Genomic DNA, 23,890 nt, shown 5'->3' with positions numbered 1-23,890 from the left:
TTATATTAAGGGTAGTTTAATGAAGAAGGTACTGCCTTTTCCCTTTTCGCTTTCTGCGTACACTTCCCCTTGGTGATCTTCAATTATTCGTTTTACGTAGGCCAGACCTAAGCCATGACCTTTTACGTTATGTATATTTCCGGTGTGTTCCCTATAGAACTTTTCAAATACTTTTTTTAACACTGCTTTGCTCATACCGGCACCTTGATCCTGGACTTTGATTATAATCCAGTTTTTCGCCACCTCGGTAAACACATCAATTTTTGGCGACTCGGGTGAGTATTTTATGGCATTATCCAACATATTCACGATGACATTGGTGAAATGTACATCGTTGGCCAGTACCTCAGAACGGTCCGCATCTAAATGCGTATTGATATACCCCCCTCTATCGGCTACGATCAATTCTACATGGGTAACGGCATCTTCTATAATGTCGTGGGCATCAGTCCTGTCCTTACTAATGTCCAGTTGATTTTTTTCCAGTTTCGAGATCCGTAATACATTTTCTACCTGGGCATGCATACGTTTATTCTCGTCTTTGATCATGTTCAAATAACGCATTACCTTTTCGGTCTCAGCCAAAGTTGCCGGATTCTTAATGGCCTCAACGGCCAAATTGATGGTGGCAATGGGCGTTTTGAACTCGTGGGTCATATTGTTTATAAAATCCGACTTGATCTGCGAGATCTGTTTTTGGCGATTCAAATGGTAAATGGCGCTCGAAAAGGCCACTACGATAACCAAGGTAAACAGGCCAGATAAAATGGCCATGCCCAAAATTGAGCTGATCAAGAATTTTTTCTTGGTCGGAAACGTAATCAACAAAGAAAAATCGCTATTACCCTCACTATCCTTAAATATCGGGGATTCATAAACCGAGGATAAGCCAAACTCAAAACCTTTCGACTTTACCTTGGTCGGCAAGCCTCCGCTATACACCCCATATTCAAAATCGAGCTTTAGATTACGGTTTTTTAGGTATTGATCCAACAACAATTCAATTTCTTGTTTACTCACCCTTTTATGTATGGGTACCGTATTGGCCATGGTTCGGTATACATCTTCAAACACAGCCTTGTCAATCTGTTGTAAGCCCCCGATTTTTTCCAATTTTTCCTTAATGGGGGAAATTTGAACAGGCCGGCCATCCAAACCAATGTCCGACTTAAAAATTTCAGTGGTACGTTTACTGGTAAAATTGGAAATGGTATTCGGGTCAACTCCGGTACCGCTATTAATTATGCCGTCAGTGTTATCAAAGAACGTTGATGGTACTTCGTATTGTTCTTCCAAAATACCATGGCTGTACAAGCGGATTTCGTTAGAGTTCAGGTCTTCATCTATAAAAAGGAATTTTTTTAGATGCGAACTTTTTAATGATCCAACGCTATCCTTAATACCGGCAGCATCATCGAAGTATTGTGATATCTCCCGATCTTCAATCTTATCGGCCACCTTGTTCAGTACGGCGTTAACCGTACTAGAAAATTGTTCCTCCTTATCCTCAACCGTCTTCCGGATCCAATATCCCTGAACGAAAATAATCCCGATCAACGATAGGCTCATCAATACTACCAGAAGAACAAATAATCGCTTGTTCATTGGGTCAAAATTAAAAATTTAACATTTAGCCGCTGGGACGTTTAACCTTACCTTAACAAAAATGTTAAAATGCCTCTGATTATTTAGCCGATAATAGTTGTTGGTGCAGTCTTTCAACTTGTTTTTCAGTCTGTTCCAGTTCGAGGTTTACAATTATATGATCGGCCAGCATTTCCTTCTTCGTATCGGGTAGTTGATTGGCCATACGCTGTTGGATGGCTACCTTGTTGGATTTATCACGTGCCAAAACCCTTTCGATTCGAATGTGGATGGGGGCGGTTACCAAAATAGTGGCATCATAGAAATCTTGCATACCATTCTCGAAAATCAAGGCCGTTTCTTGAATAACATAGGGCGATTCCTGTTTTTCGGCCCAGTTCAAAAAATCTTGGCGTACTGCCGGATGCACCAGATCGTTCATGGCCTGTAGTAGGGCTTCGTCATTAAAGATCCTTTGGGCGATAAAGCCGCGGTTCAGTTGGCCTTCTTGGTAGGCTTCGGTGCCGATTAGGTCTTTTATTCCTTGAATTAGGGTAGTGTCTTCTATCATCAGCCGCTTGGCCTGTTCGTCCGAATTATAGATGGGCACACCTAACTCTTTAAAGAACCCGGCTACCGTACTTTTTCCACTTCCAATACCACCTGTAAGGCCTATACGTTTCATTCTTTTCTGATTATATAGTGGACTTCCTCTTCCAACAGCAGTACGGTATGTATGTCCGTCGGTTTTTTGCCGATCTGCAGGGCCAAGGTGTTTTTTTCATCCCCTTCGGGAAATGGGGCACTGACCAAAAAATCGCTGGCCGTCAAATCCCGGATCTTATCGATACGATCTCGGCATAGAATGGAAACGGTTTCCGGAAAGGTACGTATTTGGATATCTGGCGGCAATTGGGTAATGGTTACTGGAACTTGAATGATCTTTTCCGAAAAGCGTATAACTTCCCCCCTAACCCTAACTTGCATTGGGTCGTATTGGGTATTCAATAATTTGGGCAAAATCAATGAGGCCTCTAGATCGAAACCTTTTTGAATCTGTTTCAGTTCAAGGGGTTCCGAAGCTATTTGTCGTATGGTGTCCAACGAGCTAATGGGCCCAACAACCCGTATTTGAGCAGGTGAAATGGTTACTGAATCTTGAAGCATAAAGTCACTGCCCAGTTCTAAGTTTAAGTCTAATACGACCGGAACCTCTTTTACCGCCAAAGGCGAGACTTGTACATAAAGTGTATCGTTCAGAAAAAGTTCCCTTAGACCGGTATCGTTGGGTAATTGCAATGCTAATTGTCTTTTTAGCTCTTGACGGGTTATGTAATGACCTTTAGGGTTCTTTTGCAATCGGTTTAAGCTGATTTCTTTGGCATTGGTATGTATTTGCTGACCCAGTAGGTAAAACCCGCCGCTATTAAGGCTTAGCTGTATTTTCTCAGGTAAGGGTTGGGTCAATAATAAGGTGTCGGCCAGCTGGGTATAGGTTACGGGTACCTCTAATTTTCCGATATAACTCCCTGATAGTTTGTTTACGAACCAAGAAAGCAAAGACAACGACAAAAAGAATAGGAATACTTTTATCCTACGTTGTTTTCTTTGGTGTTCGAATGCTGCCTGCATACTTTTCTATTATTTAAAAAAAAGCTTGGGAAACAGAACTTCTGGCTCTTGTTTACTAAATGTAAGCAAGAAATTGGATTTTAAGAAACCTGTGCCGTAACCATAAAACTGAACCCAAGTGGCAAAGAGGGCCATGCTGGCTATTTTGGGGCTATTTGTTTTTAAAAGCGCGTCTATAAAAAGTAATAAAAAGTATAGGGTGTAGCCTGCCAATACAAACCAAAAACCGAAAAAGGCCGCGATAATCGCAATGAAAAGCCCTATGATGAACACCGAAGGGAACCAATAGGTAATCTTGGCCGTACTTGGATGCCATCGGTTTAAAATGGGACGGACCATGCCGAACTTCTTTACCTGGACTTCAAATTTGGCCCAGTCGATACGGCGTTTATGATACACAAAAACCTCGCGGAACAGTTTGGAATCGTACCCTTTCTTCCAGATGCGGAAGCTTAAGTCGGGGTCTTCTCCCGGATGTATATTGCCAAACCCACCTGTAGCTTCAAAGGCCTCCTTGGAGATGCCCATATTAAAACTACGGGGCTGGAATTTATCCAATTGGGTTTTGCCGCCCCGAATACCACCAGTGGTCAAAAAGGAGGTCATTACATAATTTATGGCCTTTTGCACATCGGAAAAACTTTCATGAGCCGCATCGGGCCCACCGAAACAATGTACGAAGTCATTCTCTAAGGCCGTTTCTGCGGCTTCTAAATAATGCGGGGGCAAGATGCAGTCAGAGTCCAATACGATAAAATAGTTGCCCTTGGCCCGGGCCATACCGTAATTACGGGAGTCTCCCGGACCTGAATTGGCCTTGTAGTAGTAGGATACCTGAAGCCCCTTTCCATAGGTTTCGATTACCGCTTCACAACGCTCAGTAGAGCCGTCTTCCACCAAAACAATTTCGTAAGGTTTGGAATAGGTCTGCTTTTGAAGACTCTCCAAAAGTTCCTGTACTTCAACAGGGCGATTATAAACGGGAATGATCAGCGAAAAATAGGGCGACATGAATGCGATATAGTAAACGGCCAAGATTTACCCTTGGCCGTTTGTTTGTGCGATATTAAAACTGGTCAATAATTTCTTGACTAACCCCTACATTTGAAAACCCGCCATCGTGGAATAAGTTCTGCATGGTTACTTTACGGGTAAGGTCTGAGAACAAACTCACGGTATAGTCGGCACAGTCTTGGGCACTGGCATTACCTAAGGGAGACATTTTTTCTGCATAATTGATAAACGAATCAAATCCTTTTACCCCGGTACCAGCCGTGGTTGGTGTGGGTGATTGCGAAATGGTATTTACCCGCACCTTCTTTTCGGTGCCAAAGAAATAGCCAAAACTACGGGCTACCGATTCCAAATAGGCTTTATTGTCAGCCATGTCGTTATAATCGGGAAAAGTACGCTGAGCCGCCATATAGGTCAGGGCAACTATACTGCCCCATTCGTTCATGGCATCGGCCTTATACAGGCTTTGCATTACCTTATGGAAAGACAAAGCGGAAACGTCCCAACCTTTGGCTGTAAAATCATATTTTTCATCGGTATAGTGCCTGCCTTTTCTAACGTTTACCGACATGCCAATGGAATGCAACACAAAATCGATTTTACCGCCTAAAATCTCCATGGATTTCGATACCAGGTTGGCCAAATCTTCTTCATTCGTAGCATCGGCCGGAATGATCTCTGCCCCAGTTTTTTCGGCCAAGTCGTTTAAATTTCCCATGCGCATGGCAATGGGCGCATTGGTCAAGACAAAACTACCACCTTCTTGGTGTACCCTTTCGGCTGTTTTCCAGGCAATGGAGTTTTCGTCCAAGGCACCAAAAATGATTCCTTTTTTTCCTTTTAGTAGATTATACATGTTGATAGATTACTTTAGATTGAACGTGCCGCAAATATACGTCAACCCAAATAATCCATAGCGAAACCTAGGGAATTATGCAGGAAGGTGTCCCTGTGGAAAAAACCTATTGTAAAAGCTGGCGGGCGTGTGTCAGGGCCGATTCCGAAGGTTCTTTACCGTCTAGCATTTGGCCTAATTGTATTACGCGTTCTTCGGGGTCCAACAGGGTCAATTCTGTTAATGTCTTGCCGTGTTTGACTTGTTTCTTTACCATATAGTGTGTTTTACCCTTGGCGGCCACTTGGGGTAAATGGGTAATGGAGAAAACCTGCATATGCTGGCCCATTTGCTGCATAATCAAGGCCATTTGCGTCGCGATATGTCCGGAAACCCCGGTATCGATCTCATCGAACATTATGGTAGGCAGATTTTCATGTTGGGCCAAAATCGATTTTATGGCCAACATAATCCGGCTTAACTCCCCGCCGGAAGCCATTTTTTTTAGTTCCCCGAATTGTCCGCCGGCATTGGCAGAGAAAAGAAATGAAAGGATGTCGGTGCCCGTTTCTGTACAGTGGTCTGAGGGGGTTAACCCGATTTGGAAACGGGCTTGGGGCATGCCTAAATTCGATAAAATAGCTTCCAATTGCTTGGTTAAAGGCTTGATGGTTTTGGCTCTGGCCTTCGATATCTTTTCGGAAATTTTCAACACCTTCTCTTTTTGCAGGTCACATTGTCCTTGCTTTTCGGCAATGGTGTCTTGTATATTGGCCACTTTGGCTACTTTTTCCTCTAGGGCATTACGGGTAGCTAATAATTCGGACTCGTCGGCACAGTTGTGTTTTTTGAGTAAGGCGTACAATTGGGTCAGTTTGTCCTCGGTTTCCTGAAGTGCCCTAGGGTCGGTCTCTACCCCATCCCTTGCCCTGGTCAATTCCTTTTCAATATCGTCTAGTTCTATGCTTAGGGCGTTTACCCGCTCGTCTAAACCGGAAAAAGGCCCGCCATAACCCGCTAGTTTTTGGCAGTTTTGACGCAATTGTGTCAAAGCATCCAATAGGCCGATTTGTTCTTGATTGATTAGATGGTCGGCTTCGGCCAAATTTTGTTGTATGGTCTCTACATTGGCCAATTGCTCCTGCCTACTTTCCAAGTCGGCTACTACCCCATCCTTTAGATCTAAGGGAAGCAATTCTTCCAATAAATGGCTATGGTATTCGAATTCTTGGGTGGCCGTGGCCTGAAAATCCAATAACTCTTGCAGCTCTTTTTCCAAACTACGCCAGACCTTAAGGGCTTTGCGGTAGGCAAGTAGTTCGTTTTGGGTTTTTGCCAGAGCATCGATCAACCTTAACTGAAAGGTGTTTTGGGTAAGTTCCAAGGTTTGGTGTTGCGAATGGATGTCCATTAAGCGGGCGCCGAGTTCTTGTAGTACGCTTAAGTTTACAGGCGTATCGTTTATAAAGGCTCTTGATTTTCCGCTGGGCAATATCTCCCTTCTTATAATGGTGTTGTCTTCATAATCCAAATCTTCCGTTTCAAAAAAAGATTGCAAGCCATAAGAACCGATTCGAAATTCGGTTTCGATAACACACTTTTTCTCGGGGTCATTCAAAACCGATAAGTCGGCCCGTTTACCCAAGACCAATGAAAGCCCGCCCAATAAAATGGACTTTCCGGCCCCAGTCTCACCTGTTATAACGGTAAAACCATTGTCGAAACCCATGTCGAGTTTCTCTATTAAAGCGTAATTGCGAATGGAAAGATTTGAAAGCAAACCAGATTGGATTTGCCGGTAAAGATAAAGTTTCTAGACCAATCGAAAAGCCAATACATTTGCCATAATCGACTTTAATATTCGATATCGTTCCAGATAGAGGAATAAAAAGGCGCTACCCTATTCAGGGTCGCCTTAAGTTTTACGACATCTACCTTAGGCCCATCGGAGAATACATTGAGTATCTCTTCCGATTTGGCATCGAAAAAGGTTTGGATCAAGAAGGCATTCGGCCTCCGTTTGATTAGGGTTTCGAAGAGTCGCATGGTACCGGCGATTACTTGTTTTCCGGTGCTGTTGTTGTCCGCTAAAATATCAAGTCCCTTTCGGTGGTAATTATACATGGCTACCCGATATTCCCTATAGGTATTAGACAGCAGGTTATCTACCAATTCAAAGCGATTGCGTTCCCCGCCCAATTGTTTCCAGCCTGCATAATTGGTGCCTTGGGCCTGGGTGACGATTTTTTGGGCCTCCTTATAATAATCGGTGCCTCCCTCTTGGGCAAATGTATCGGCATCCATACCTAGGATGATGTAGGCATAATAGGACATTACCCCGATTAGGTTAGAATCGAAACTGTTGGGATTGTATACCAAGGGCTGGAATTCGAGGTATTGAAAATTAAAGCTATTGTCTTTATAGTTAAAAACCGGACTGTCGTAAGCCGTATTAAAAACCGGTCGGGAAGATTGTATTTGAATAGTAGCCTTAAAACGGTCAGATTCGTATTCCGAAACCGTAATAAACATTTGGGCATTCACCTTTTCACGCTCACCATAGACCCGATTGGTCCATTTCGACTTGTTCATGAATTCATTCAAGGAACGCTCCAAGGTCTTGAAAATCTGTTGGTTGGTTTGTCCTACCTGCTCGGAGTTAACCGTTACGGTACAGTTTAGTTCTTGGGCCTGGGTAAATAGGCCAAGGAAACAACAAATAATCAAAGCGAGTCTAAGACGCATATATTCTCTTGATGATTTCGTTTAAGATATCCAAGGCCACATCGGCTTTGGTCTTTAATTCAAACGCTGTAATCGTCAGATTCTTGTCTATGAACTTTATTTTATTGGTGGGGGTGCCAAAGCCGGCACCTGCGTCTTGCATAGAGTTAAGAACAATGGCATCTAAATGCTTGCGTTCCAGTTTTCCCTTGGCATTGGCTTCCTCATTTTGGGTCTCGAGGGCAAAACCTACCAAAAACTGATTGGTTTTACGCTCTCCAAGAGTTTTTAAGATGTCCGGGTTCTTTACCAAATCGATCCGTAAAGAGTCACTATCTTTTTTAATCTTATGTGTAGCTGGTTTTTCAGGTCGATAATCGGCAACGGCGGCAGCGCAAATGGCTATATGCGTATCGTTGTACAAAGCCGTGGTCTTATCGAACATCTCTTGGGCACTAACCACTCGATGTAAAACTACATTCGGATGTTTGGTTTCATATTTACTGGGACCGCTGACCAAGGCTACTTGGGCGCCCATAGTCGCCGCTTGGTGGGCCAATTCAAAACCCATTAAACCAGAAGAGTGGTTGCCAATAAAACGAACCGGGTCTATAGCTTCATAAGTTGGACCAGCTGTGATAAGAACTTTTTTGCCTTTTAAGGGCAGTTGGGTGCTTAAATGATCGGTTATGAATTGAACGATGTTCTCAGGTTCGGCCATACGTCCCTCACCTTCCAGTCCGCTGGCCAGTTCCCCACTTTCGGCCGGAATCATGATGTTTCCGAATGATGTTAAAGTGTCAAAATTCTGCTTTGTCGAAGGGTGTTTGTACATATCCAAATCCATCGCCGGGGCAAAATAAACAGGACATTTGGCGGAAAGGTAAACGGCAAGCAATAGGTTGTCGCAACTACCATGGGCCATTTTAGAAAGCGTGTTTGCCGTAGCGGGTGCCACAAGCATAAGGTCTGCCCATAGACCAAGGGAAACATGGTTGTTCCAAGAGGTGGTGTTGTCTTCTTCTTTAATAAAAGAGGTAACGACAGGGTTTTTGGAAAGGGTGGCCAAGGTGAGTGGCGACACGAAATCGACCGCACTCGGACTCATGACCACTTTAACATGAGCGCCCGCTTTTACAAGCAGGCGCACCAAGAAAGTTGTTTTGTAAGCGGCTATGCCCCCGGTAATGCCAAGAACTATTTTTTTGCCGCCTAAAACCATGTTATTCTCCGTCTTTTTCGGTATTTCTGTGGTAGATTTTATCTTCTAACCACTCAATTACCGCCATAGCGTGAGGTTTTGGTAGTTTTTCGTAAAACTTAGAAACTTCGATCTGCTCTTTGTTTTCGAAAACCTCATCCAAACTATCGTTATAGGTGGCGAACTCCTCTAGTTTTTCCAAGAGCTCTTTTTTGATCTCGGCATTGATCTGAATCGCTCTTTTAGATACGATTGAGATGGCTTCGTAAATGTTCTCGGTCTTTTGATCGAACTCGTTACGGTTGATCGTCGTAGTACTGACCGGGGCCTTTACATTTTTAAGGTCATTTGCTTTCATTATTGCCGTAGTATTTGTTCACAAGGTTATTATAATCTTTGTCGATGGTTTCCAGCCAAACGTCCGCATCTTTCTTGTAGGTGGACTCTGGAAAATATTTAATCAAGGCAGCGTAGTGCTCCTTGGCATTCTCTAAACGTTCTTTTCGCTTTAAAAGTGTACTGTTCATGGCCAAGCGGCACGAAGCCTCAAAGCGATAGTACAAGGCCTCTTCGCGGTGTACGGATCCTGAATAATCGGACAAGAAATTGTCGAATGCGGTAATGGCCGATTTTAAGCGAGGGTAATCAAAAGCCCCAATTTTATTATACTGTTTGGCAATCTCCAAGGCTTTCTTTTCTTTTTTACCCGAAAGTTCCTGAGCCATGGCATTCGCTTCTGCAGTAAACTCTGAATTCGGATAACTATTGATGAAAACCTGAAGTTTGTTCAATGCTTTGTCTGTTTCCGTTTGATCCAAAGAATATTTAGGCGAAAGCATAAACGTACTTTTGGCCGCCAAAAAGGAAGCCTCTATCAATTTATCACTTTCCGGATACGATTTAACGAAACGATCGAATTGATAACTGGCAAAATTGTAATCTTTTATCTTATAGTACGAGTCTGCAAAGAAAAAGATGATACGCTCCCCTTGGGGTTTGCCAACATATTTTGGCGCGATTTGTTCCAATAAACGATTGGCCCTTTTAAAATCGCCCTCCTCATAATATTTTAAAGCCATGTCGTATTTTGGCTTTACGGAAGGGTTTTTCAAGACTTTCTGATATTCGTTACAGGAAGTAAAAAGGGCTACAGCCCCAATAAGCACCAAGAATCGCTTCATTTCTGGACAAATATTTTGCAAAATTAAGAAAATAATCAACAACTCCCAGTATTTCCCTATTAAGTAGAGGAGTTCTTGGCTAATATACCCTAAGCTATACAGAAACGACTAATCATTTAGCGCAGCTTTAACATAAGTGTTCGAATGGAAATTTGGAAACGTGGGTGTTTCTATACTTTTACAGCTTGTTGCAAATGTAGCGGGTGCATGGCCCCATGGATTTTCTCACGTAGACCTTTAGAGCACTCCACAAGGGGCAAACGCACTTCTGCGGTACCTATACCCAATTCTTGAAGCATGGCCTTGATGCCAGCGGGATTGCCTTCCTCAAAAATCAAGCCCATTAGGTCTTGGAGTTTATAGTGTATATGGAAGGCCTCTTTGTTTTCCCCTGATAAACCGAGATGAATCATTTTTGAAAACAGTTGGGGCACGGCCTGGCCCAAAACTGAGATAACACCGCTTCCACCAGCCAACACGGTCGGTAGGGCCGTAATATCATCACCCGAGATAACATGAAAACGTTTTGGTTTTTTAGCGATTATTTCCATAACCTGTACCAAATTGCCTGAAGCCTCTTTGACGGCAACGATATTCGGGAATTCCTCGGCCAAGCGGACCAATGTTTCCGGCTCTATATTGCTACTGGTACGTCCTGGAACATTATATACGATTATGGGTAAGGGACTGTTTAAAGCTATTTCGCGAAAATGCCTATAAATACCTTCTTGGGTGGGTTTGTTGTAATACGGTGAAACGGAAAGAATGGCTGAAAACGTATTGACATCTACTTCACGGAGACTTTTAACCACTTCGGCCGTATTGTTACCACCTACACCTAAGACCAAGGGTAACCTTCCGGCATTTGCCGAAATCACGGTATCGGTAACCCATTGTTTTTCATCAGAGGTCAATGAAGAGGGTTCTGCCGTAGTACCATGTACCACTAAATAATCGATAGAGCCATCTATACAATGGTTTACCAAAGCGGTCAATGCCAGGGCATCGACTTCGTGGTTAGCTGTAAAAGGTGTGGTCAATGCCACGCCCGTTCCCGTTAAAATTTTCATTCCAAATAACCCTTTTCAGGGAAGCGTTTATTTAACTTCATTAAGAATGCGAAGGTACTTGTGTAGTTCCGACTTAAATTTCCTGAAATCGGAAATTGGGGTCATTACCATAATGTCGTTCAAAGCATGATCTACGGTTTCGAATCCGACCCGGATCCGTGCTTTGCTTTTAAGACTCATAAGCTGGGGCATTAATTTGTTCTCGTTGTAATAGTTGAGCAACAAATCGTATTCCCTGCTTAAAAACTCCAAGGCATAACTATTGGCAATCTGTCCGTTCCAGCCCAAGTCCTTGTCACTGAAAATGGGTGTTGCGTAGGGTGAGTTTTTATCATGAAGGCTTTTATAGCCGATAATTTTTACCGCATTGGGCCGTAATGAAAAATCTTCCAATAATTCGTAAAACACTTCAGAAGTATCGAAATTATCCAAATCAACGATACATCCTACAGAACGTATGCCATTAGGCCTATCCACAGCAGTTTGGGGCTTACCCAATTCTTGCTTTAGGAACTTAATTCCGGATTTCTCCTTCAGTTTTGCCTGTATAGCTTTTAAAAACATTTAATTTTACCTTTTCTACAAAGGTAAATATTATACCTGCATTTCTATGACAAAGATAAAAAGGAACTTAAGTTTAAATATAAAACAATTTGTGTTATCTGTAACACTTTCTGTTTTTCTCTTTTCTTGTTCGGAAAAACCTTGGCATTTACAGCAAGTCGAAGGTGAATTTGTGGCCATTGACTCTACCCTAACGGCGATAGATTCCTTAGAAGGCTTTGTTGAACCCTATCGAAATCGTATTAATACGGTATTGGATTCCAGTTTGGCCATGGCACCAAGGTCTTTGCTTTTAGATGATGATCCTTTAAACACCTCTTTAGGTAACTATATGGCCGATATGTTCTACCGAAGGGCCCAACCCATTTTTAAGTCACGTACCGGTAAAAACATCGATATGGTATTGTTGAACCATGGAGGTATTCGTTCGATAGTTTCCGAGGGTAGGGTCTCCCGACGTACGGCTTACCAGTTGATGCCCTTTGAAAACCAAATGGTGGTGGCCGAACTTGATGGTACCGCAATGAGGGAGTTATTGACCTATTTAAGTGAAGATGTTAGGGCGCATCCTATTGCGAATGCCCAAATCGTATTTGATAAAAACAAAAAACCGCTGTCATTTATAGTAAATGGTACCCCTTTGGAAGACAACAGAACCTATTATGTAGGGACTTCGGATTATCTGCTGAGCGGTGGCGACCGCATGGATTTCTTTAAAAAAGCCCTTTCGGTTACCGAATTGGATTATTTGTTACGTAACGCCATCATCGATGATTTTATGGCCCACGATAGTATTGTCTCCGCGGTTGATGATCGTATAATTAAAAAGTAGAACCCCAATGAAAAGAAGGAAATTCATACAACGGTCGGCTGCGGCTTCCACCCTGGTTGGTTTAGGGGGCTTGGGGCTTCAATCTTGTGCCCAAAATAAAACGCGGCATATTACCATATTACATACCAATGATGTACATAGCCATATCGATGCTTTCCCGAGTGACCATAGCCGTTTTGCCAATTTAGGTGGTCTGGCACGTAGGGCGACACTGGTAGAACAAATACGTAAAGAGAACCCCAATACCCTATTGTTCGATGCGGGCGATATCTTCCAAGGCACTCCCTATTTTAATTTTTATGGAGGCGAATTGGAGTTTAAGCTCATGAGTATGCTTAAATACGACGCAGCAACCATCGGTAACCACGATTTCGATAACGGTCTCGATGGCCTTGCCGCCCAAATGCCCCATGCTTCCTTTGAAATGTTGTCCGCCAATTACGATTTTAAGGATACCCTTATGGAAGGACAGGTCAAGCCCTTTAAGACTTTTTTGGTCGATGGGGTAAAGATTGGGGTGTATGGCCTAGGTATTGAATTGGCCGGTTTGGTGCATAAAAAACTATATGGGGAAACCCGATACCAAGATCCCTATGGGGTGGCCCAGGATACCGAAAGGCATTTGAAAGAGGTTGAGCGCTGCGATTTAATCGTCTGCTTGTCGCATATAGGCTATGCCTATGCCAAAGGGGTAAATCTGCCGCACGATTTAGAATTGGCAAAACATACCTCCTTTACCGATTTGATCATTGGCGGACATACCCATACTTTTTTGGATAAACCGACCGAGGTAGAAAACCGGGCCGGAAAAACCATTTTAGTAAACCAGGTAGGCTGCTATGGTCTACGTTTAGGACGTATCGATTTCTATTTGGGTTCCGAAACGGCATCAATCGGTGTTTCCCTTGCCGTTTAAGGTAGTCTTAATTAGTGACGATACCTCGGTAAGGGTCGATTAATAAAACATTTTCCCGTTTTACCGACTTACCTTCCAATTTAAAAACTACGGTTTTACTTTCGTTATTCCCTTGGTCATAAGTTAGTCTCATGTAAGATGGAGTGGCACTTTTGTTGCCAAGATATTTAATGTTCACTTGCCATTGCCCATCAAGAAAATCTTCTAGTATAAAATCTTTGGAGCTATATCCAAGTTTTTTTTCTTGTTCAATTATATCCGGATTGGCATTTAAACTATGTTCCCAATTCACGAATTGCCCTCTGGGGTTTACAAATTGGATTTCAAATTCCGCTTCAGAATCGTTCCACTCAAAATTTAATCGGGCCGTACCCGGACCTAAAGACTCTGTGATATTATGGATTTGTGCTATCTGTGGTTTTGTTTTTTGATTTGGACCGTTTTCAAATAGGATTTGGTTACGGATTGGCTCATTCAATCCGTCGTTAAAATTAGGTAGGGATTCATTGGCTTCTAAGTAGCGTAGCTGGCCCAAAAGTGCCATGCCCCGGTCTCTGTCTTCGTTGTTAAAATGGGCTTGGGCCAGGCTAATATACGATTGTATGTATTTTGGGCGCAGTTTGAAAACGCGTTGATTGAGTGCCAAGGCCAAACTGTCCCTATGAAACGATTCGGCCAAGAAACTTATGGCTTTCAGGTGAACCGGATGATTTAACAAAGGGTGGTTTTCTTTTAGGATTTCCTTCCATACAAAAGTAGACCCCCAACGCATTTCAAAGTATTGGTAGGCATCGATGGCAAAAAAAGGATTCCCTCTGTTTTTCTTGGCTTCAACCGAATAGATTTTTTGTGCTTCATGTAAGCTTGATGCCGATTCCAATGGTTTTAGGTAGGTTGGGAGTTCCCTTTTTAAATGATTGAAATTAACGGATTTCTCTTGAACATAGTTATCGGTGGCATAGGCCAAATCTTTTTTGCCTGTATACGGATTTACATTCAAAACCAGATTTTCAGTATTTACGATAATCACCCCTCCCCTAGCAATGCTTCCATAGCTTCCAACGGCACCGAAACCGGGTAGGGCGGCAACACGTTTTACGGTCAATGGGTTTACCCAAGAGGGGTATTCGGTAAAAATCATGCCGTCTACATCCCATATGGCAGGGTCGGGTGCCAAACGCCCCGTGCTTCGCATAAATACCTGGGCATTGAGTATATTGTATGGGTCTCGAACGGTTCTCATACCAGGAAAACGACCGTTTATAATAGTTAACAGGTCAAATTCCGCCGCCGAAAATTGACTATCGTCCGTCATATACATAGCATAACCACTGCGGTCTTTGTGTATAAAACCAAAGGCGCTTTTAATAATACCCTTATCGGTTTGATACTGTTTTAAGAGCTCTAGTTGAAGGTTCTTTTTTCGTTTGGAGCTTTCAACGGTTACATTATCCAGCTCATTGTATTTTGGCTTCAGGTCTATATTTAAATAACGGGTGACATCTTCTACGATTATTTCTTGTGTAAGGCCATTAGGTGCTGAGAATACCAGTATATCACCGGTTTTTGCCTTAATTTCATAGCTTCCGTCTTTGTTTGGCTTAGTGACGATATCGGTTCTGGTATTGCCTATTTCCGCATAAGGCTCGACCACCTCCATTAGGGTCACCTTTCCTTTAATGGTTCGTGTTTGAGGGCTTTCCTTTTGTCCTATTACGGTTAATGTCGATAAGGTAAAACAAATTAAAACGAAATGTTGGATTAGGTTTCTCATGCTTCTAAAGTGTTGAATTACATGGTTTAGCTATCAATAATCATGCCTAGTGTCCGTTATTTGATCATAATTAGAAATTCATCTTCAGTAATCATAGATACCCCTAGCTTCTCGGCCTTTTCCCTTTTACTAGGTCCCATTTTGTCGCCGGCTACCACATAACTGGTTTTGCTACTGATTGAAGAAGCTACCTTACCGCCGTTATCCTCTATCAATTTTTTAAGTTCGTTGCGACTAACTTTTTCAAATACACCGGAGACCACGAACGATTTTCCTTTTAACTTATCGGTTTGTCCCTCAAGGCTTTCGGCAGAACGTTCCAGTTGTAATCCGTAGCCTTTTAATCGCGCTATGATTTCTTGGTTCCCTGCATCCTTAAAAAACGCGACCACACTTTCGGCAATACGTTCCCCGATTTCATCAACTGCGACCAAGTCTTCAGGGCCGGCCTGGGCCAAAGCGTCGATATTCGGATAGGCCTTGGTCAATTTCTTGGCTACGGTTTCGCCCACATAACGGATGCCCATGGCGTATAAGACCCGTTCAAAAGGAATCTCTTTGGACTTGGCCACACCCTGGATCAGGTTGTCGGCCGATTTTTCCGCCATACGCTCCAAGGGCAGGATCTGTTCTTTTGTTAAGGTATATAGGTCGGCATAATCCCGTATCAGTCCTTCTTGAAAAAGCTGTTCTACGGTCTCGCTGCCCAAACCTTCAATATCCATGGCTTTTCTAGAAATGAAGTGCTGGATACGTCCCGTAATTTGTGGCGGGCAACCGTAGGCGTTGGGGCAGTAATGCTGGGCTTCCCCGGCCTCACGGGTCAGGGCAGTACCACATTCGGGGCATTCGCTTATGTATTGGGTGGGTTCACCCGTTCCTTCCCTTTTTGAGAAATCGACCCCGGTAATTTTCGGAATGATCTCGCCACCTTTTTCTACATAGACCCAATCGCCTTCGCGAATGTCCAATTTTGCAATTTGGTCGGCATTGTGCAACGAGGCTCTTTTTACCGTTGTGCCCGCCAATAAAACGGGTGCCAGATTGGCTACGGGGGTAATGGCACCAGTCCGCCCTACCTGGTAAGTGATTTCGTTTAGCTGGGTATAGCCTTGTTCGGCCTTGAATTTGTAAGCAATGGCCCATCGTGGGGCTTTGGCCGTATGCCCCAATTCTTCCTGCTGTCGCAGGCTATTTACCTTAACAACCACACCATCTGTTTCGTAAGGAAGGTCGTGCCTATGGGTATCCCAGTGCTGTACAAAGGCCATGACCTCGTCCAGATTTTTACAATGGGCAGAAATCGGTGGCACCTTAAAACCCCATTCCCTGGCTTTTTCCAAACTTTGATATTGGGTTTCAATAGGCAGGTCCTCCCCGACCAAACTATACAACAAACATTCCAAAGGGCGTTGCGAGACCAAGGAGGAATCTTGTAGTTTAAGGCTTCCCGAAGCCGTGTTCCTAGGATTCATGTAAGGGTCTTCTCCTGCGGCTAGCCGCTCTTTGTTCATTTGGGCAAAACCGTCCAGGGTTAAAATGATTTCGCCACGAATATGGAATTTAGGCGGAAAATCGCCTGTTAATTTTAGCGGTACGGTCTTAATGGTGCGTATATTGGTGGTTACCTCGTCACCCTGAAACCCATCGCCTCGGGTTACCGCTTGGGTGAGGGCGCCATTTTCGTATGTTAAACTAATGGAGGCACCATCGTATTTTAATTCACAGGTATATTCAATCGATTCTTCGCCTAGTATTTTTTGGATGCGTTTTTCCCAATCTTGTAGATCGTCTTGGGAATAGGAATTATCCAGGGAATACATGCGTTGCTCGTGCTTGATCGTGTTGAAGTTCTTGGTAACCCCGCCCCCTACCCTTTGTGTAGGTGAATTGGGGTCTGCAAACTCAGGATGGGCTTTTTCCAAAGCCTCCAATTCCTTGAGCTGCATATCGAAATCGTAATCGGATATCGACGGGGTATCGAGTATATAGTATTCGTGGTTATATTGACGAAGTGCTTTCCGAAGTGTGTCTATTTTATTCTTAATCTCGCTCATATATATGCTTTGAGAAATCGGTCGTTGCCGAACATATCCGGTATTAGTATTACGGTTGTGAAGCCTAATTCGTCCTTTAACAAGGTTTTGGTCTCCGCTCCAAGATACTGATTGATCTCGAAATAAAGGCTGCCGTTTGCTTTTAAGCTTTGTTTGGCCAATTGACCAATGGCCCTATAGAAAACCAGGGGGTCGTGATCGGGCACAAACAGGGCCAGTTCGGGTTCATGTAACTTTACGTTATCCTTTATTTCGGATTTTTCCAATTCCCTGACATAGGGCGGATTCGATACTATAATATCGAAAGTTGCTTCGGATTTGTTTTTGAATGTAAGTACATCGCGTTCTTCAAAATTGACCTTGCTTTGTAATCGGTCATTGTTTTGGTTGGCGATTTGTAGGGCTTCCTCCGAAACATCCCAAGCGGTAACATGGGCTTGGTTCAGGTTTTTGGACAAGCCTATGGCGATGCATCCGGATCCTGTACCTATATCTAAGACCTTTAACTTTTCTCGGTCTTGATGCTCCTCAATGATCATACGTACCAATTCCTCCGTTTCCGGTCGCGGAATAAGTACACCAGGTGCTACTTTAAAGTCCATATCCATAAAATGGGCGCTACCTAATATGTATTGAATGGGTTCATGTTTCAGTAGGCGCGATAAAGCGGCGAACATTTTCCCTTCCTGTGTTTTGGTAATGGCGATGTCGGGTTGCAAGGCCAGGTCAATGGGCACTATGTCGCAATACTTTTCCATGGAAAGTTTAAAAAAATGGGATGCTTCCTCTTTGCCGTAAATGGGATCTAGTTCTTTATGGTAAAATTGCCTAAGTTCGGTGGCCTTCATTTTATAGGTCTTTAATCATCCATACCTCGCAGGCACTATGGCCTGTGCATCCTACCGCTTTATCCAAATAGCGAAACCCGTGCTTCAGGTACATTTTTTGGGCTACGGTCATGTCGGGGTCGGTTTCTAAATAACACTGCGTATATCCCATCGATTTTGCAGCGTTTAGGCAAGCGGTGATCATTTGGGTGCCCAAACCTTTGCCCCGGGCATCTGTTGAAAAGTACATTTTCTGTAGTTCGCAAATGGCGCCATCGCTATTGGGTAACGGGCCAATACCCCCACCACCAAGAACCTTGTTTTCAATTTCAGCAATCAAATACAGATGCCCATCCGCTTGGTAAAAGGCCGTCATATCGTTCAAGGAAGGGTCGTTATAGGCAGTACCTTCCCGGTCAAGTCCGTATTCTTCGAGAACGGTTCTAATGATCTTTCTTATAGCTGCATTGTCTTTGGCTTCAATCGGCCTAATATTCACTTTTTCCATAGGTGTCCAAAGCGGGGTTAATGTTTTACATTTGTAAGGTGAAGATACACGAAAAAATGATGTCCCGATGCTTGCAATTGGGGAAAAATGGGTTGGGGAATACGGCTCCCAATCCTATGGTGGGTGCGGTTGTAGTACATCAGGGTAGAATAATCGGTGAAGGGGCTACCAGTCCGTTTGGTGGTGCGCATGCCGAAGTGAATGCAATCGCTTCGGTAACCGATAAGAGTTTATTGGCCGAATCTACATTGTATGTCGCTTTGGAGCCTTGTTCACACTATGGAAAAACCCCACCTTGTGCCGATTTGATCGTTAGGGAAGGCATTACTCGGGTAGTCGTTGGTATTAAAGATCCACATAGTAAGGTGGCCGGTAAGGGTATTGCACGTTTACGGGAGGCCGGATGCGAGGTTTTCGTTGGGGTCTTGGAGACCGAATGTAGGGATCATTTTAAAAGGTTTTTATGTTTTCAGGAAAAAAAGCGCCCTTATATTATTTTGAAATGGGCACAAAGTAGCGATGGTTTCTTGGCGCCGGATCCAAGTTTAAGAAAGGCCGATGCACCTTACTGGATATCTTCTCCGGCATCGCAACGCCTCGTACACCAATGGCGTGCCCAAGAAATGGCTATATTAGTTGGGACCCGAACGGTAATGGACGATGATCCTTCGTTGACAGTACGTCACGCGGTGGGCAAGCACCCGTTACGCGTGGTAATCGATGTGGAGCATAAGCTGCCTAAGCATGCTTCGGTTTTTTCCGATGTTGCCGATACTTTGGTTTTGGTAGCTATGGATAAACAGCCTCAAGATTTTGGCCGGACATCCTTTACGGGTATCAATAGGAATATGGAATTGCTGCCCCAACTTTGTGGTATACTGTATGAAAAGCAGATTAATAGCATCATAATAGAAGGTGGAGCCTATACGCTGCAGCAATTCATTGATCGAGGTCTATGGGATGAGGCGCGTATATTTACGGGAACCCGGGCTTTTGAAAAAGGGGTAACAGCCCCTAGCCTGCCCCAGGATAAGATAGTTTTGGAATCTAAAAGCGGTGCGGATCGCTTAACCCTATATTATAATGTATAAGAATTTAATATTCGATTTCGGGGATGTCTTTATCAATCTCGATAAACAGGCTACTTTTAAGGCTTTGGCCGATTTGGGGGTGTCTTCGCCCAGTATGGCCATGTGGGAAGTTTCTATGGCATATGAAAAAGGAGAAGTAACTACCGAGGACTTCCTCCAGGCGATCCAAAAGGAACTACCCGAGGTTTCACAAGCTGAAATTGCGAGGGCCTGGAATGCCATTATCCTCGATTTTCCGGAATATCGATTGGAGTTTATTGAAAAGTTGGCCGCCCAAAACAAACATAGATTGTTCTTGTTGAGTAATACGAATGCCCTTCATATCGAAAAGGTAAAAGAAAATATGGGACTGGATCGCTATCAAAGGTTCCAGCTTTGTTTCGAAAAATTTTATCTCAGCCATGAGATTCATTTTAGAAAACCTGATGTCGATATTTACGAGTTCGTCCTAAAGGATAATGAAATACAGGCTTCGGAAACGTTTTTTATAGACGATACCCAAGTAAATACCGATGCCGCTGCGCAATTGGGAATCGGGGTTTGGCACCTACAGGTAGGTGTGGAAGATGTAATCGATTTAAATCAAAGGATCTAATGTGGCATTTGTTGCTAAGTGTGGCCTGTTCCACCTTTATTTTTCTGGTGTTTAAACTGTATCCTGTATATAAAGTCAATACTTTTTATGCCATTGTCACCAATTATTGGGTGGCTTTTGCGGTGGGTTGGTATTATTATAATGGGGAACTTGGTTTTACCGAGGTATTTTCTATGCCGTGGTTTCCGTATACCTTGGCCTTGGGAGTTTTGTTTATTTCAATTTTCAACCTAATGGCCAAAACCTCACAGACCGTAGGGGTTTCGGTGGCCTCGGTGGCTACTAAAATGTCCTTGGTAATTCCGGTCGTGCTTGCCGTGTGGTTGTATAAAGAGCAAATGGGCATACTCCGTTTTACGGGTATTTTGTTGGCCTTGGCCGCGGTCTATTTTGCCTCTATCAAAGAGTCTAAAAGCGGGTTCTCTTATAAAATGTTGGTTTGGCCGGTATTGGTGTTTTTAGGTTCTGGGGCTATAGATGCCAGTTTACAGTACTTTGAGAACAATATGGTGGCAAAAACGGATCTGCCTGTGTTTTCCGCAACCATTTTTGGTGCGGCCGGTTGTACGGGTTTGTTGATTATGGGGTATAAGCTCTTCCGGAATGCAACCTTGCCCAAGGTAAAAGATGGATTGGGCGGACTCGCTTTGGGTGTGCCCAATTTCTTCTCTATATTTTTCTTGTTGAAGGCCTTGGGTGGATTTGAAGAAACCTCGGTAGTGTTTACCGTTAACAATGTGGCTATCGTAATGGTGACTACCTTATTGGGAATTGTATTGTTCCAAGAAAAATTGAGTACGAAAAACTGGATTGGTATTAGCATGGCCGTTATCAGCATTGTAATGGTGGCCTATTTTTAAATCTAATATGGAAGATGTTTTTAATACTTTGGCGAAGCCTACGGATGTGGTTTTGTTAAAAGACCGAAAGAGTAAATTTTTTGGTTATGCTTTTCCAGTTACCACCGAAGAAGAGGTAAGGCCGTTGTTAGACGATTTGTGGAAACGCTACCATACGGCCTGTCATGTGTGTTATGCTTGGCAATTAGGTGTGGGTGCAACACTGCGTTATAGAGCCAATGACGATGGCGAGCCGAACAATTCGGCCGGTATGCCTATTTACGGTCAAATTAAAGCTTTTGGTTTAACCAATGTTTTAGTGGCCGTACCCCGTATTTATGGAGGTACCAAATTAGGGGTAGGCGGATTGATACAAGCCTACAAAGGTGCTGCCCAATTAGCTTTGAAGCAGGCCGATATTGTCGAAAAAACGGTAAGTGAGCAGTTTAAGATTGGTTTTACTTATGCCGATATGACCAAAGTGATGCGTTTGGTAAACCAGCACGGTTTGGTAATCGTAAACCAAGAAATGACAGATACTTGTGTTTACACCTTAGAAATACGAAAATCTAAATCGAAACAAGTAATAGCTCTTTTTAAAGAAACTTATGGGGTAAGGCTACTCCCCTAGCTTATCTAATAGATATTGTGGGCATCTTTGTGGGCGTTTGGTGGTTTTATCTAAAAAAGCCAAAGTGGTGCGGGCTTCAACCAAAAGTTCGCCATGTTGGTTATGTATTTCGTAATCGAACATAATTTTAACCGTTGGAAGCTTCTTTAAATTGGTTGTAACGGTTATTTCGTCGTCATAAAGTGCCGATTTTTTATAGTCAATGGCAATTGAAACTACCGGTAGGATTATTCCTTCGTCTTCCATAACCTTATACGACACCCCGAAATTTCGCAACCATTCTACCCTACCAATCTCCAAGAATTGTGGGTAGTTTCCGTGATAGACCACACCCATTTGGTCTGTTTCTGAATATCTTATGCGAAAAGAAGTTTTAGATTGCCACATTTTTTAAAAAAAAGTATATATTTAGAGACGCTAGTTTTAAGAAAAAATACTTAGCAAAAAAAAGGAAAAATTCAAGAGTAGGGCATTTTTTTTTTAGAATATTTGTTCACATATTTGTCCAGCCTTGAACATTACCAGAGACACTTAAGAGGCCAAGTCTTATTTGAATAACTAACCAGCAAAAGAACACAAGTCTACACATGAATATTACTGCTAACTCTGTATGGGACAACTGTTTAGCGTTTATTAAGGATAATATTCAACCACAAGCTTTCAAGACTTGGTTCGAACCCATTAAACCTATTAAACTCACTGAGAACGCCTTGAGTATTCAAGTGCCAAGTAAATTCTTTTATGAGTGGTTAGAGGAACACTATATCAAGCTTTTGAAAGTAGCCCTCACCAAGGAATTGGGGCCCAATGCCAAGTTGGTCTACATTATTAAAATGGAGAACACCTATGGTAATAAAGAGCCTTTTACTGAAAAGATTCCGAGTTCGAACCGTGTTGGTATGGTACCCCAGGAATTGGATGTACCTATTAAATCCAAAAATCCTGAGCTAAAAAACCCCTTCGTTATCCCCGGCATTCGAAATATAAAAATCGAAAGTCAGCTGAATCCGAATTATAACTTTGAGAATTTTCTCGAAGGTGATTCTAACCGATTGGCACGTTCTGCCGGTATGGCCGTCGCGAACAAACCAGGAGGCACCTCTTTTAATCCGCTTTTGGTTTTTGGCGGGGTTGGTCTGGGTAAGACCCACTTGGCCCATGCCATTGGGGTTGAGATTAAGGACAAGTATCCCGAACGTACCGTTTTATATATTTCTGCCGAAAAGTTTACGCAACAGTATATAGAATCTGTAAAGAAGAATACCCGTAACGATTTTATCCACTTCTATCAATTGATCGATGTGTTGATTATAGACGACGTACAGTTTCTTTCCGGTAAATCGGGAACTCAAGATGTGTTCTTCCATATTTTCAACCATTTGCACCAAAATGGCAAACAGGTTATCCTTACTTCCGATAAGGCACCGGTTGATATGCAGGATATAGAGCAACGTCTATTGTCCCGTTTTAAATGGGGGCTTTCGGCTGAGTTACAATCCCCAGATTACGAAACTAGGGTTTCTATTCTAAAGAATAAGATTTATAGGGATGGTGTAGAAATGCCAGAACCCATTATCGATTATATCGCCAAGAATATCAAGACGAATATCCGTGAATTGGAAGGTGCTATTATCTCTTTGATTGCGCAGTCTTCTTTCAATAAAAAGGAGGTTACCTTGGAATTGGCACAGCAGGTTGTTGAGAAATTCGTTAAGAACACCAAACGTGAGGTTTCCATAGATTATATCCAAAAAGTAGTTTCGGACTATTTCGAAATGGATGTGGCTACCCTACAGTCCAAAACCCGGAAACGTCATATTGTACAAGCAAGACAGTTGGCTATGTTTTTTGCCAAGAAATATACCAAAGCCTCTTTGGCGAGTATAGGTTCACAGATTGGTAAAAGAGACCATGCCACGGTTTTACATGCCTGTAAAACGGTAGATAATCTTGCTGAAACCGATAAGCAGTTCCGAAAGTATATCGACGATCTTTCCAAGAAGTTTTCGTAAACT

24 protein-coding genes are annotated in these 23,890 nt (G+C 43.0%); 7 read left to right on the top strand and 17 right to left on the bottom strand.

Annotated elements, in window-relative coordinates; all coding sequences use genetic code 11:
- The 12 genes from B7P33_RS12635 to B7P33_RS12580 all read right to left on the bottom strand — a co-directional run bounded on the left by B7P33_RS12635 (position 1) and on the right by B7P33_RS12580 (position 11,805).
- Positions 1-1,605 carry a sensor histidine kinase gene (locus B7P33_RS12635; RefSeq protein ID WP_097442393.1) on the bottom strand — a complete coding sequence of 535 codons (1,605 nt, stop codon included), beginning with the start codon at positions 1,603-1,605 and terminating at the stop codon, positions 1-3.
- Between the two features lie 79 nt (positions 1,606-1,684).
- Positions 1,685-2,269: a dephospho-CoA kinase gene (gene coaE / locus B7P33_RS12630; protein WP_097442392.1), complete on the bottom strand. Its 585-nt coding sequence runs from the start codon at positions 2,267-2,269 to the stop codon at positions 1,685-1,687.
- Positions 2,266-3,216: a YbbR-like domain-containing protein gene (locus tag B7P33_RS12625; protein ID WP_097442391.1), complete on the bottom strand. Its 951-nt coding sequence runs from the start codon at positions 3,214-3,216 to the stop codon at positions 2,266-2,268. The genes coaE and B7P33_RS12625 overlap by 4 nt, the downstream gene beginning before the upstream one ends.
- 9 nt (positions 3,217-3,225) lie before the next feature.
- Positions 3,226-4,227 carry a glycosyltransferase family 2 protein gene (locus B7P33_RS12620; RefSeq protein WP_097442390.1) on the bottom strand — a complete coding sequence of 334 codons (1,002 nt, stop codon included), beginning with the start codon at positions 4,225-4,227 and terminating at the stop codon, positions 3,226-3,228.
- A 55-nt stretch (positions 4,228-4,282) separates the two neighbouring features.
- Positions 4,283-5,086, bottom strand: coding sequence for an enoyl-ACP reductase FabI (locus tag B7P33_RS12615; protein ID WP_097442389.1), 804 nt, complete (start codon positions 5,084-5,086; stop codon positions 4,283-4,285).
- A gap of 106 nt (positions 5,087-5,192) precedes the next feature.
- Positions 5,193-6,845, bottom strand: a complete 1,653-nt coding sequence (gene recN / locus B7P33_RS12610) for a DNA repair protein RecN (protein WP_097442388.1) — start codon at positions 6,843-6,845, stop codon at positions 5,193-5,195.
- A 74-nt stretch (positions 6,846-6,919) separates the two neighbouring features.
- Positions 6,920-7,810 (bottom strand): type IX secretion system protein PorD, encoded by an 891-nt coding sequence (porD, locus tag B7P33_RS12605; protein ID WP_097442387.1) that lies wholly within the window; start codon positions 7,808-7,810, stop codon positions 6,920-6,922.
- Positions 7,800-9,011, bottom strand: coding sequence for a bifunctional phosphopantothenoylcysteine decarboxylase/phosphopantothenate--cysteine ligase CoaBC (coaBC, locus tag B7P33_RS12600; RefSeq protein ID WP_097442386.1), 1,212 nt, complete (start codon positions 9,009-9,011; stop codon positions 7,800-7,802). Before coaBC ends, porD begins: the two co-directional genes overlap by 11 nt.
- 1 nt (position 9,012) lies before the next feature.
- Entirely contained in the window at positions 9,013-9,348 is a 336-nt protein-coding gene (locus tag B7P33_RS12595) for a DNA-directed RNA polymerase subunit omega (RefSeq protein WP_097442385.1), read from the bottom strand.
- Positions 9,335-10,171, bottom strand: a complete 837-nt coding sequence (locus tag B7P33_RS12590) for an outer membrane protein assembly factor BamD (RefSeq protein WP_097442384.1) — start codon at positions 10,169-10,171, stop codon at positions 9,335-9,337. Before B7P33_RS12590 ends, B7P33_RS12595 begins: the two co-directional genes overlap by 14 nt.
- A 170-nt stretch (positions 10,172-10,341) precedes the next feature.
- Entirely contained in the window at positions 10,342-11,241 is a 900-nt protein-coding gene (dapA, locus tag B7P33_RS12585) for a 4-hydroxy-tetrahydrodipicolinate synthase (protein ID WP_097442383.1), read from the bottom strand.
- A gap of 27 nt (positions 11,242-11,268) precedes the next feature.
- Positions 11,269-11,805 (bottom strand): DUF6913 domain-containing protein, encoded by a 537-nt coding sequence (locus B7P33_RS12580; RefSeq protein WP_097442382.1) that lies wholly within the window; start codon positions 11,803-11,805, stop codon positions 11,269-11,271.
- A 46-nt stretch (positions 11,806-11,851) separates the two neighbouring features.
- Between B7P33_RS12580 and B7P33_RS12575 the strand changes: the two genes are divergently transcribed.
- Positions 11,852-12,637 carry a 5'-nucleotidase C-terminal domain-containing protein gene (locus tag B7P33_RS12575; protein ID WP_097442381.1) on the top strand — a complete coding sequence of 262 codons (786 nt, stop codon included), beginning with the start codon at positions 11,852-11,854 and terminating at the stop codon, positions 12,635-12,637.
- 7 nt (positions 12,638-12,644) lie between these two features.
- A complete protein-coding gene (locus tag B7P33_RS12570) occupies positions 12,645-13,553 on the top strand; it encodes a bifunctional metallophosphatase/5'-nucleotidase (protein ID WP_097442380.1) in 909 nt (302 codons plus the stop codon).
- A gap of 7 nt (positions 13,554-13,560) precedes the next feature.
- On the opposite strand, the gene B7P33_RS12565 is transcribed toward B7P33_RS12570, so the two are convergent.
- From B7P33_RS12565 to B7P33_RS12550, 4 genes are read right to left on the bottom strand one after another with little or no spacing between them, the layout of a single operon-like run.
- Positions 13,561-15,327 carry a YfaP family protein gene (locus tag B7P33_RS12565; RefSeq protein WP_097442379.1) on the bottom strand — a complete coding sequence of 589 codons (1,767 nt, stop codon included), beginning with the start codon at positions 15,325-15,327 and terminating at the stop codon, positions 13,561-13,563.
- 56 nt (positions 15,328-15,383) lie between these two features.
- A complete protein-coding gene (ligA, locus tag B7P33_RS12560; RefSeq protein ID WP_097442378.1) occupies positions 15,384-17,384 on the bottom strand; it encodes an NAD-dependent DNA ligase LigA in 2,001 nt (666 codons plus the stop codon).
- On the bottom strand, positions 17,381-18,232 hold the full coding sequence (prmC, locus tag B7P33_RS12555) for a peptide chain release factor N(5)-glutamine methyltransferase (RefSeq protein WP_097442377.1): 852 nt from the start codon (positions 18,230-18,232) through the stop codon (positions 17,381-17,383). Before prmC ends, ligA begins: the two co-directional genes overlap by 4 nt.
- Before the next feature lies 1 nt (position 18,233).
- Positions 18,234-18,719 (bottom strand): GNAT family N-acetyltransferase, encoded by a 486-nt coding sequence (locus B7P33_RS12550; RefSeq protein WP_097442376.1) that lies wholly within the window; start codon positions 18,717-18,719, stop codon positions 18,234-18,236.
- A gap of 20 nt (positions 18,720-18,739) precedes the next feature.
- Here B7P33_RS12550 and ribD point away from each other — a divergent pair, with 20 nt between their 5' ends.
- The 4 genes from ribD to B7P33_RS12530 are packed head-to-tail and all read left to right on the top strand — an operon-like array spanning position 18,740 to position 21,875.
- Positions 18,740-19,810, top strand: coding sequence for a bifunctional diaminohydroxyphosphoribosylaminopyrimidine deaminase/5-amino-6-(5-phosphoribosylamino)uracil reductase RibD (ribD, locus tag B7P33_RS12545; protein WP_097442375.1), 1,071 nt, complete (start codon positions 18,740-18,742; stop codon positions 19,808-19,810).
- Complete coding sequence (locus B7P33_RS12540; RefSeq protein WP_097442374.1) at positions 19,803-20,405, top strand: HAD family hydrolase; 603 nt, start codon at positions 19,803-19,805, stop codon at positions 20,403-20,405. Before ribD ends, B7P33_RS12540 begins: the two co-directional genes overlap by 8 nt.
- A complete protein-coding gene (locus B7P33_RS12535; RefSeq protein ID WP_097442373.1) occupies positions 20,405-21,265 on the top strand; it encodes a hypothetical protein in 861 nt (286 codons plus the stop codon). Before B7P33_RS12540 ends, B7P33_RS12535 begins: the two co-directional genes overlap by 1 nt.
- A 7-nt stretch (positions 21,266-21,272) precedes the next feature.
- A complete protein-coding gene (locus B7P33_RS12530) occupies positions 21,273-21,875 on the top strand; it encodes an IMPACT family protein (protein ID WP_097442372.1) in 603 nt (200 codons plus the stop codon).
- Here B7P33_RS12530 and B7P33_RS12525 read toward each other — a convergent pair.
- Positions 21,864-22,262: an acyl-CoA thioesterase gene (locus B7P33_RS12525; protein WP_097442371.1), complete on the bottom strand. Its 399-nt coding sequence runs from the start codon at positions 22,260-22,262 to the stop codon at positions 21,864-21,866. The genes B7P33_RS12530 and B7P33_RS12525 overlap by 12 nt on opposite strands.
- A gap of 200 nt (positions 22,263-22,462) precedes the next feature.
- On the opposite strand from B7P33_RS12525, the gene dnaA reads away from it, so the two are divergent.
- On the top strand, positions 22,463-23,887 hold the full coding sequence (dnaA, locus tag B7P33_RS12520; protein ID WP_097442370.1) for a chromosomal replication initiator protein DnaA: 1,425 nt from the start codon (positions 22,463-22,465) through the stop codon (positions 23,885-23,887).
- Positions 23,888-23,890 lie beyond the last annotated feature (3 nt).

The sequence above is a fragment of the Sediminicola luteus genome (assembly GCF_002514735.1).
Taxonomy (GTDB): domain Bacteria; phylum Bacteroidota; class Bacteroidia; order Flavobacteriales; family Flavobacteriaceae; genus HQA918.
Note: the sequence above shows the minus strand (reverse complement) of the source record. Positions and strands in the feature narration are given on the sequence as shown.

Coding starts and splice junctions, on each gene's coding strand:
- B7P33_RS12635 (WP_097442393.1), bottom strand. CDS start 1,605: ATGAACAAGCGATTATTTGTTCTTCTGGTAGTATTGATGAGCCTATCG.
- coaE (WP_097442392.1), bottom strand. CDS start 2,269: ATGAAACGTATAGGCCTTACAGGTGGTATTGGAAGTGGAAAAAGTACG.
- B7P33_RS12625 (WP_097442391.1), bottom strand. CDS start 3,216: ATGCAGGCAGCATTCGAACACCAAAGAAAACAACGTAGGATAAAAGTA.
- B7P33_RS12620 (WP_097442390.1), bottom strand. CDS start 4,227: ATGTCGCCCTATTTTTCGCTGATCATTCCCGTTTATAATCGCCCTGTT.
- B7P33_RS12615 (WP_097442389.1), bottom strand. CDS start 5,086: ATGTATAATCTACTAAAAGGAAAAAAAGGAATCATTTTTGGTGCCTTG.
- porD (WP_097442387.1), bottom strand. CDS start 7,810: ATGCGTCTTAGACTCGCTTTGATTATTTGTTGTTTCCTTGGCCTATTT.
- coaBC (WP_097442386.1), bottom strand. CDS start 9,011: ATGGTTTTAGGCGGCAAAAAAATAGTTCTTGGCATTACCGGGGGCATA.
- B7P33_RS12595 (WP_097442385.1), bottom strand. CDS start 9,348: ATGAAAGCAAATGACCTTAAAAATGTAAAGGCCCCGGTCAGTACTACG.
- B7P33_RS12590 (WP_097442384.1), bottom strand. CDS start 10,171: ATGAAGCGATTCTTGGTGCTTATTGGGGCTGTAGCCCTTTTTACTTCC.
- dapA (WP_097442383.1), bottom strand. CDS start 11,241: ATGAAAATTTTAACGGGAACGGGCGTGGCATTGACCACACCTTTTACA.
- B7P33_RS12580 (WP_097442382.1), bottom strand. CDS start 11,805: ATGTTTTTAAAAGCTATACAGGCAAAACTGAAGGAGAAATCCGGAATT.
- B7P33_RS12575 (WP_097442381.1), top strand. CDS start 11,852: ATGACAAAGATAAAAAGGAACTTAAGTTTAAATATAAAACAATTTGTG.
- B7P33_RS12570 (WP_097442380.1), top strand. CDS start 12,645: ATGAAAAGAAGGAAATTCATACAACGGTCGGCTGCGGCTTCCACCCTG.
- B7P33_RS12565 (WP_097442379.1), bottom strand. CDS start 15,327: ATGAGAAACCTAATCCAACATTTCGTTTTAATTTGTTTTACCTTATCG.
- ligA (WP_097442378.1), bottom strand. CDS start 17,384: ATGAGCGAGATTAAGAATAAAATAGACACACTTCGGAAAGCACTTCGT.
- prmC (WP_097442377.1), bottom strand. CDS start 18,232: ATGAAGGCCACCGAACTTAGGCAATTTTACCATAAAGAACTAGATCCC.
- B7P33_RS12550 (WP_097442376.1), bottom strand. CDS start 18,719: ATGGAAAAAGTGAATATTAGGCCGATTGAAGCCAAAGACAATGCAGCT.
- ribD (WP_097442375.1), top strand. CDS start 18,740: ATGTTTTACATTTGTAAGGTGAAGATACACGAAAAAATGATGTCCCGA.
- B7P33_RS12540 (WP_097442374.1), top strand. CDS start 19,803: ATGTATAAGAATTTAATATTCGATTTCGGGGATGTCTTTATCAATCTC.
- B7P33_RS12535 (WP_097442373.1), top strand. CDS start 20,405: ATGTGGCATTTGTTGCTAAGTGTGGCCTGTTCCACCTTTATTTTTCTG.
- B7P33_RS12530 (WP_097442372.1), top strand. CDS start 21,273: ATGGAAGATGTTTTTAATACTTTGGCGAAGCCTACGGATGTGGTTTTG.
- B7P33_RS12525 (WP_097442371.1), bottom strand. CDS start 22,262: ATGTGGCAATCTAAAACTTCTTTTCGCATAAGATATTCAGAAACAGAC.
- dnaA (WP_097442370.1), top strand. CDS start 22,463: ATGAATATTACTGCTAACTCTGTATGGGACAACTGTTTAGCGTTTATT.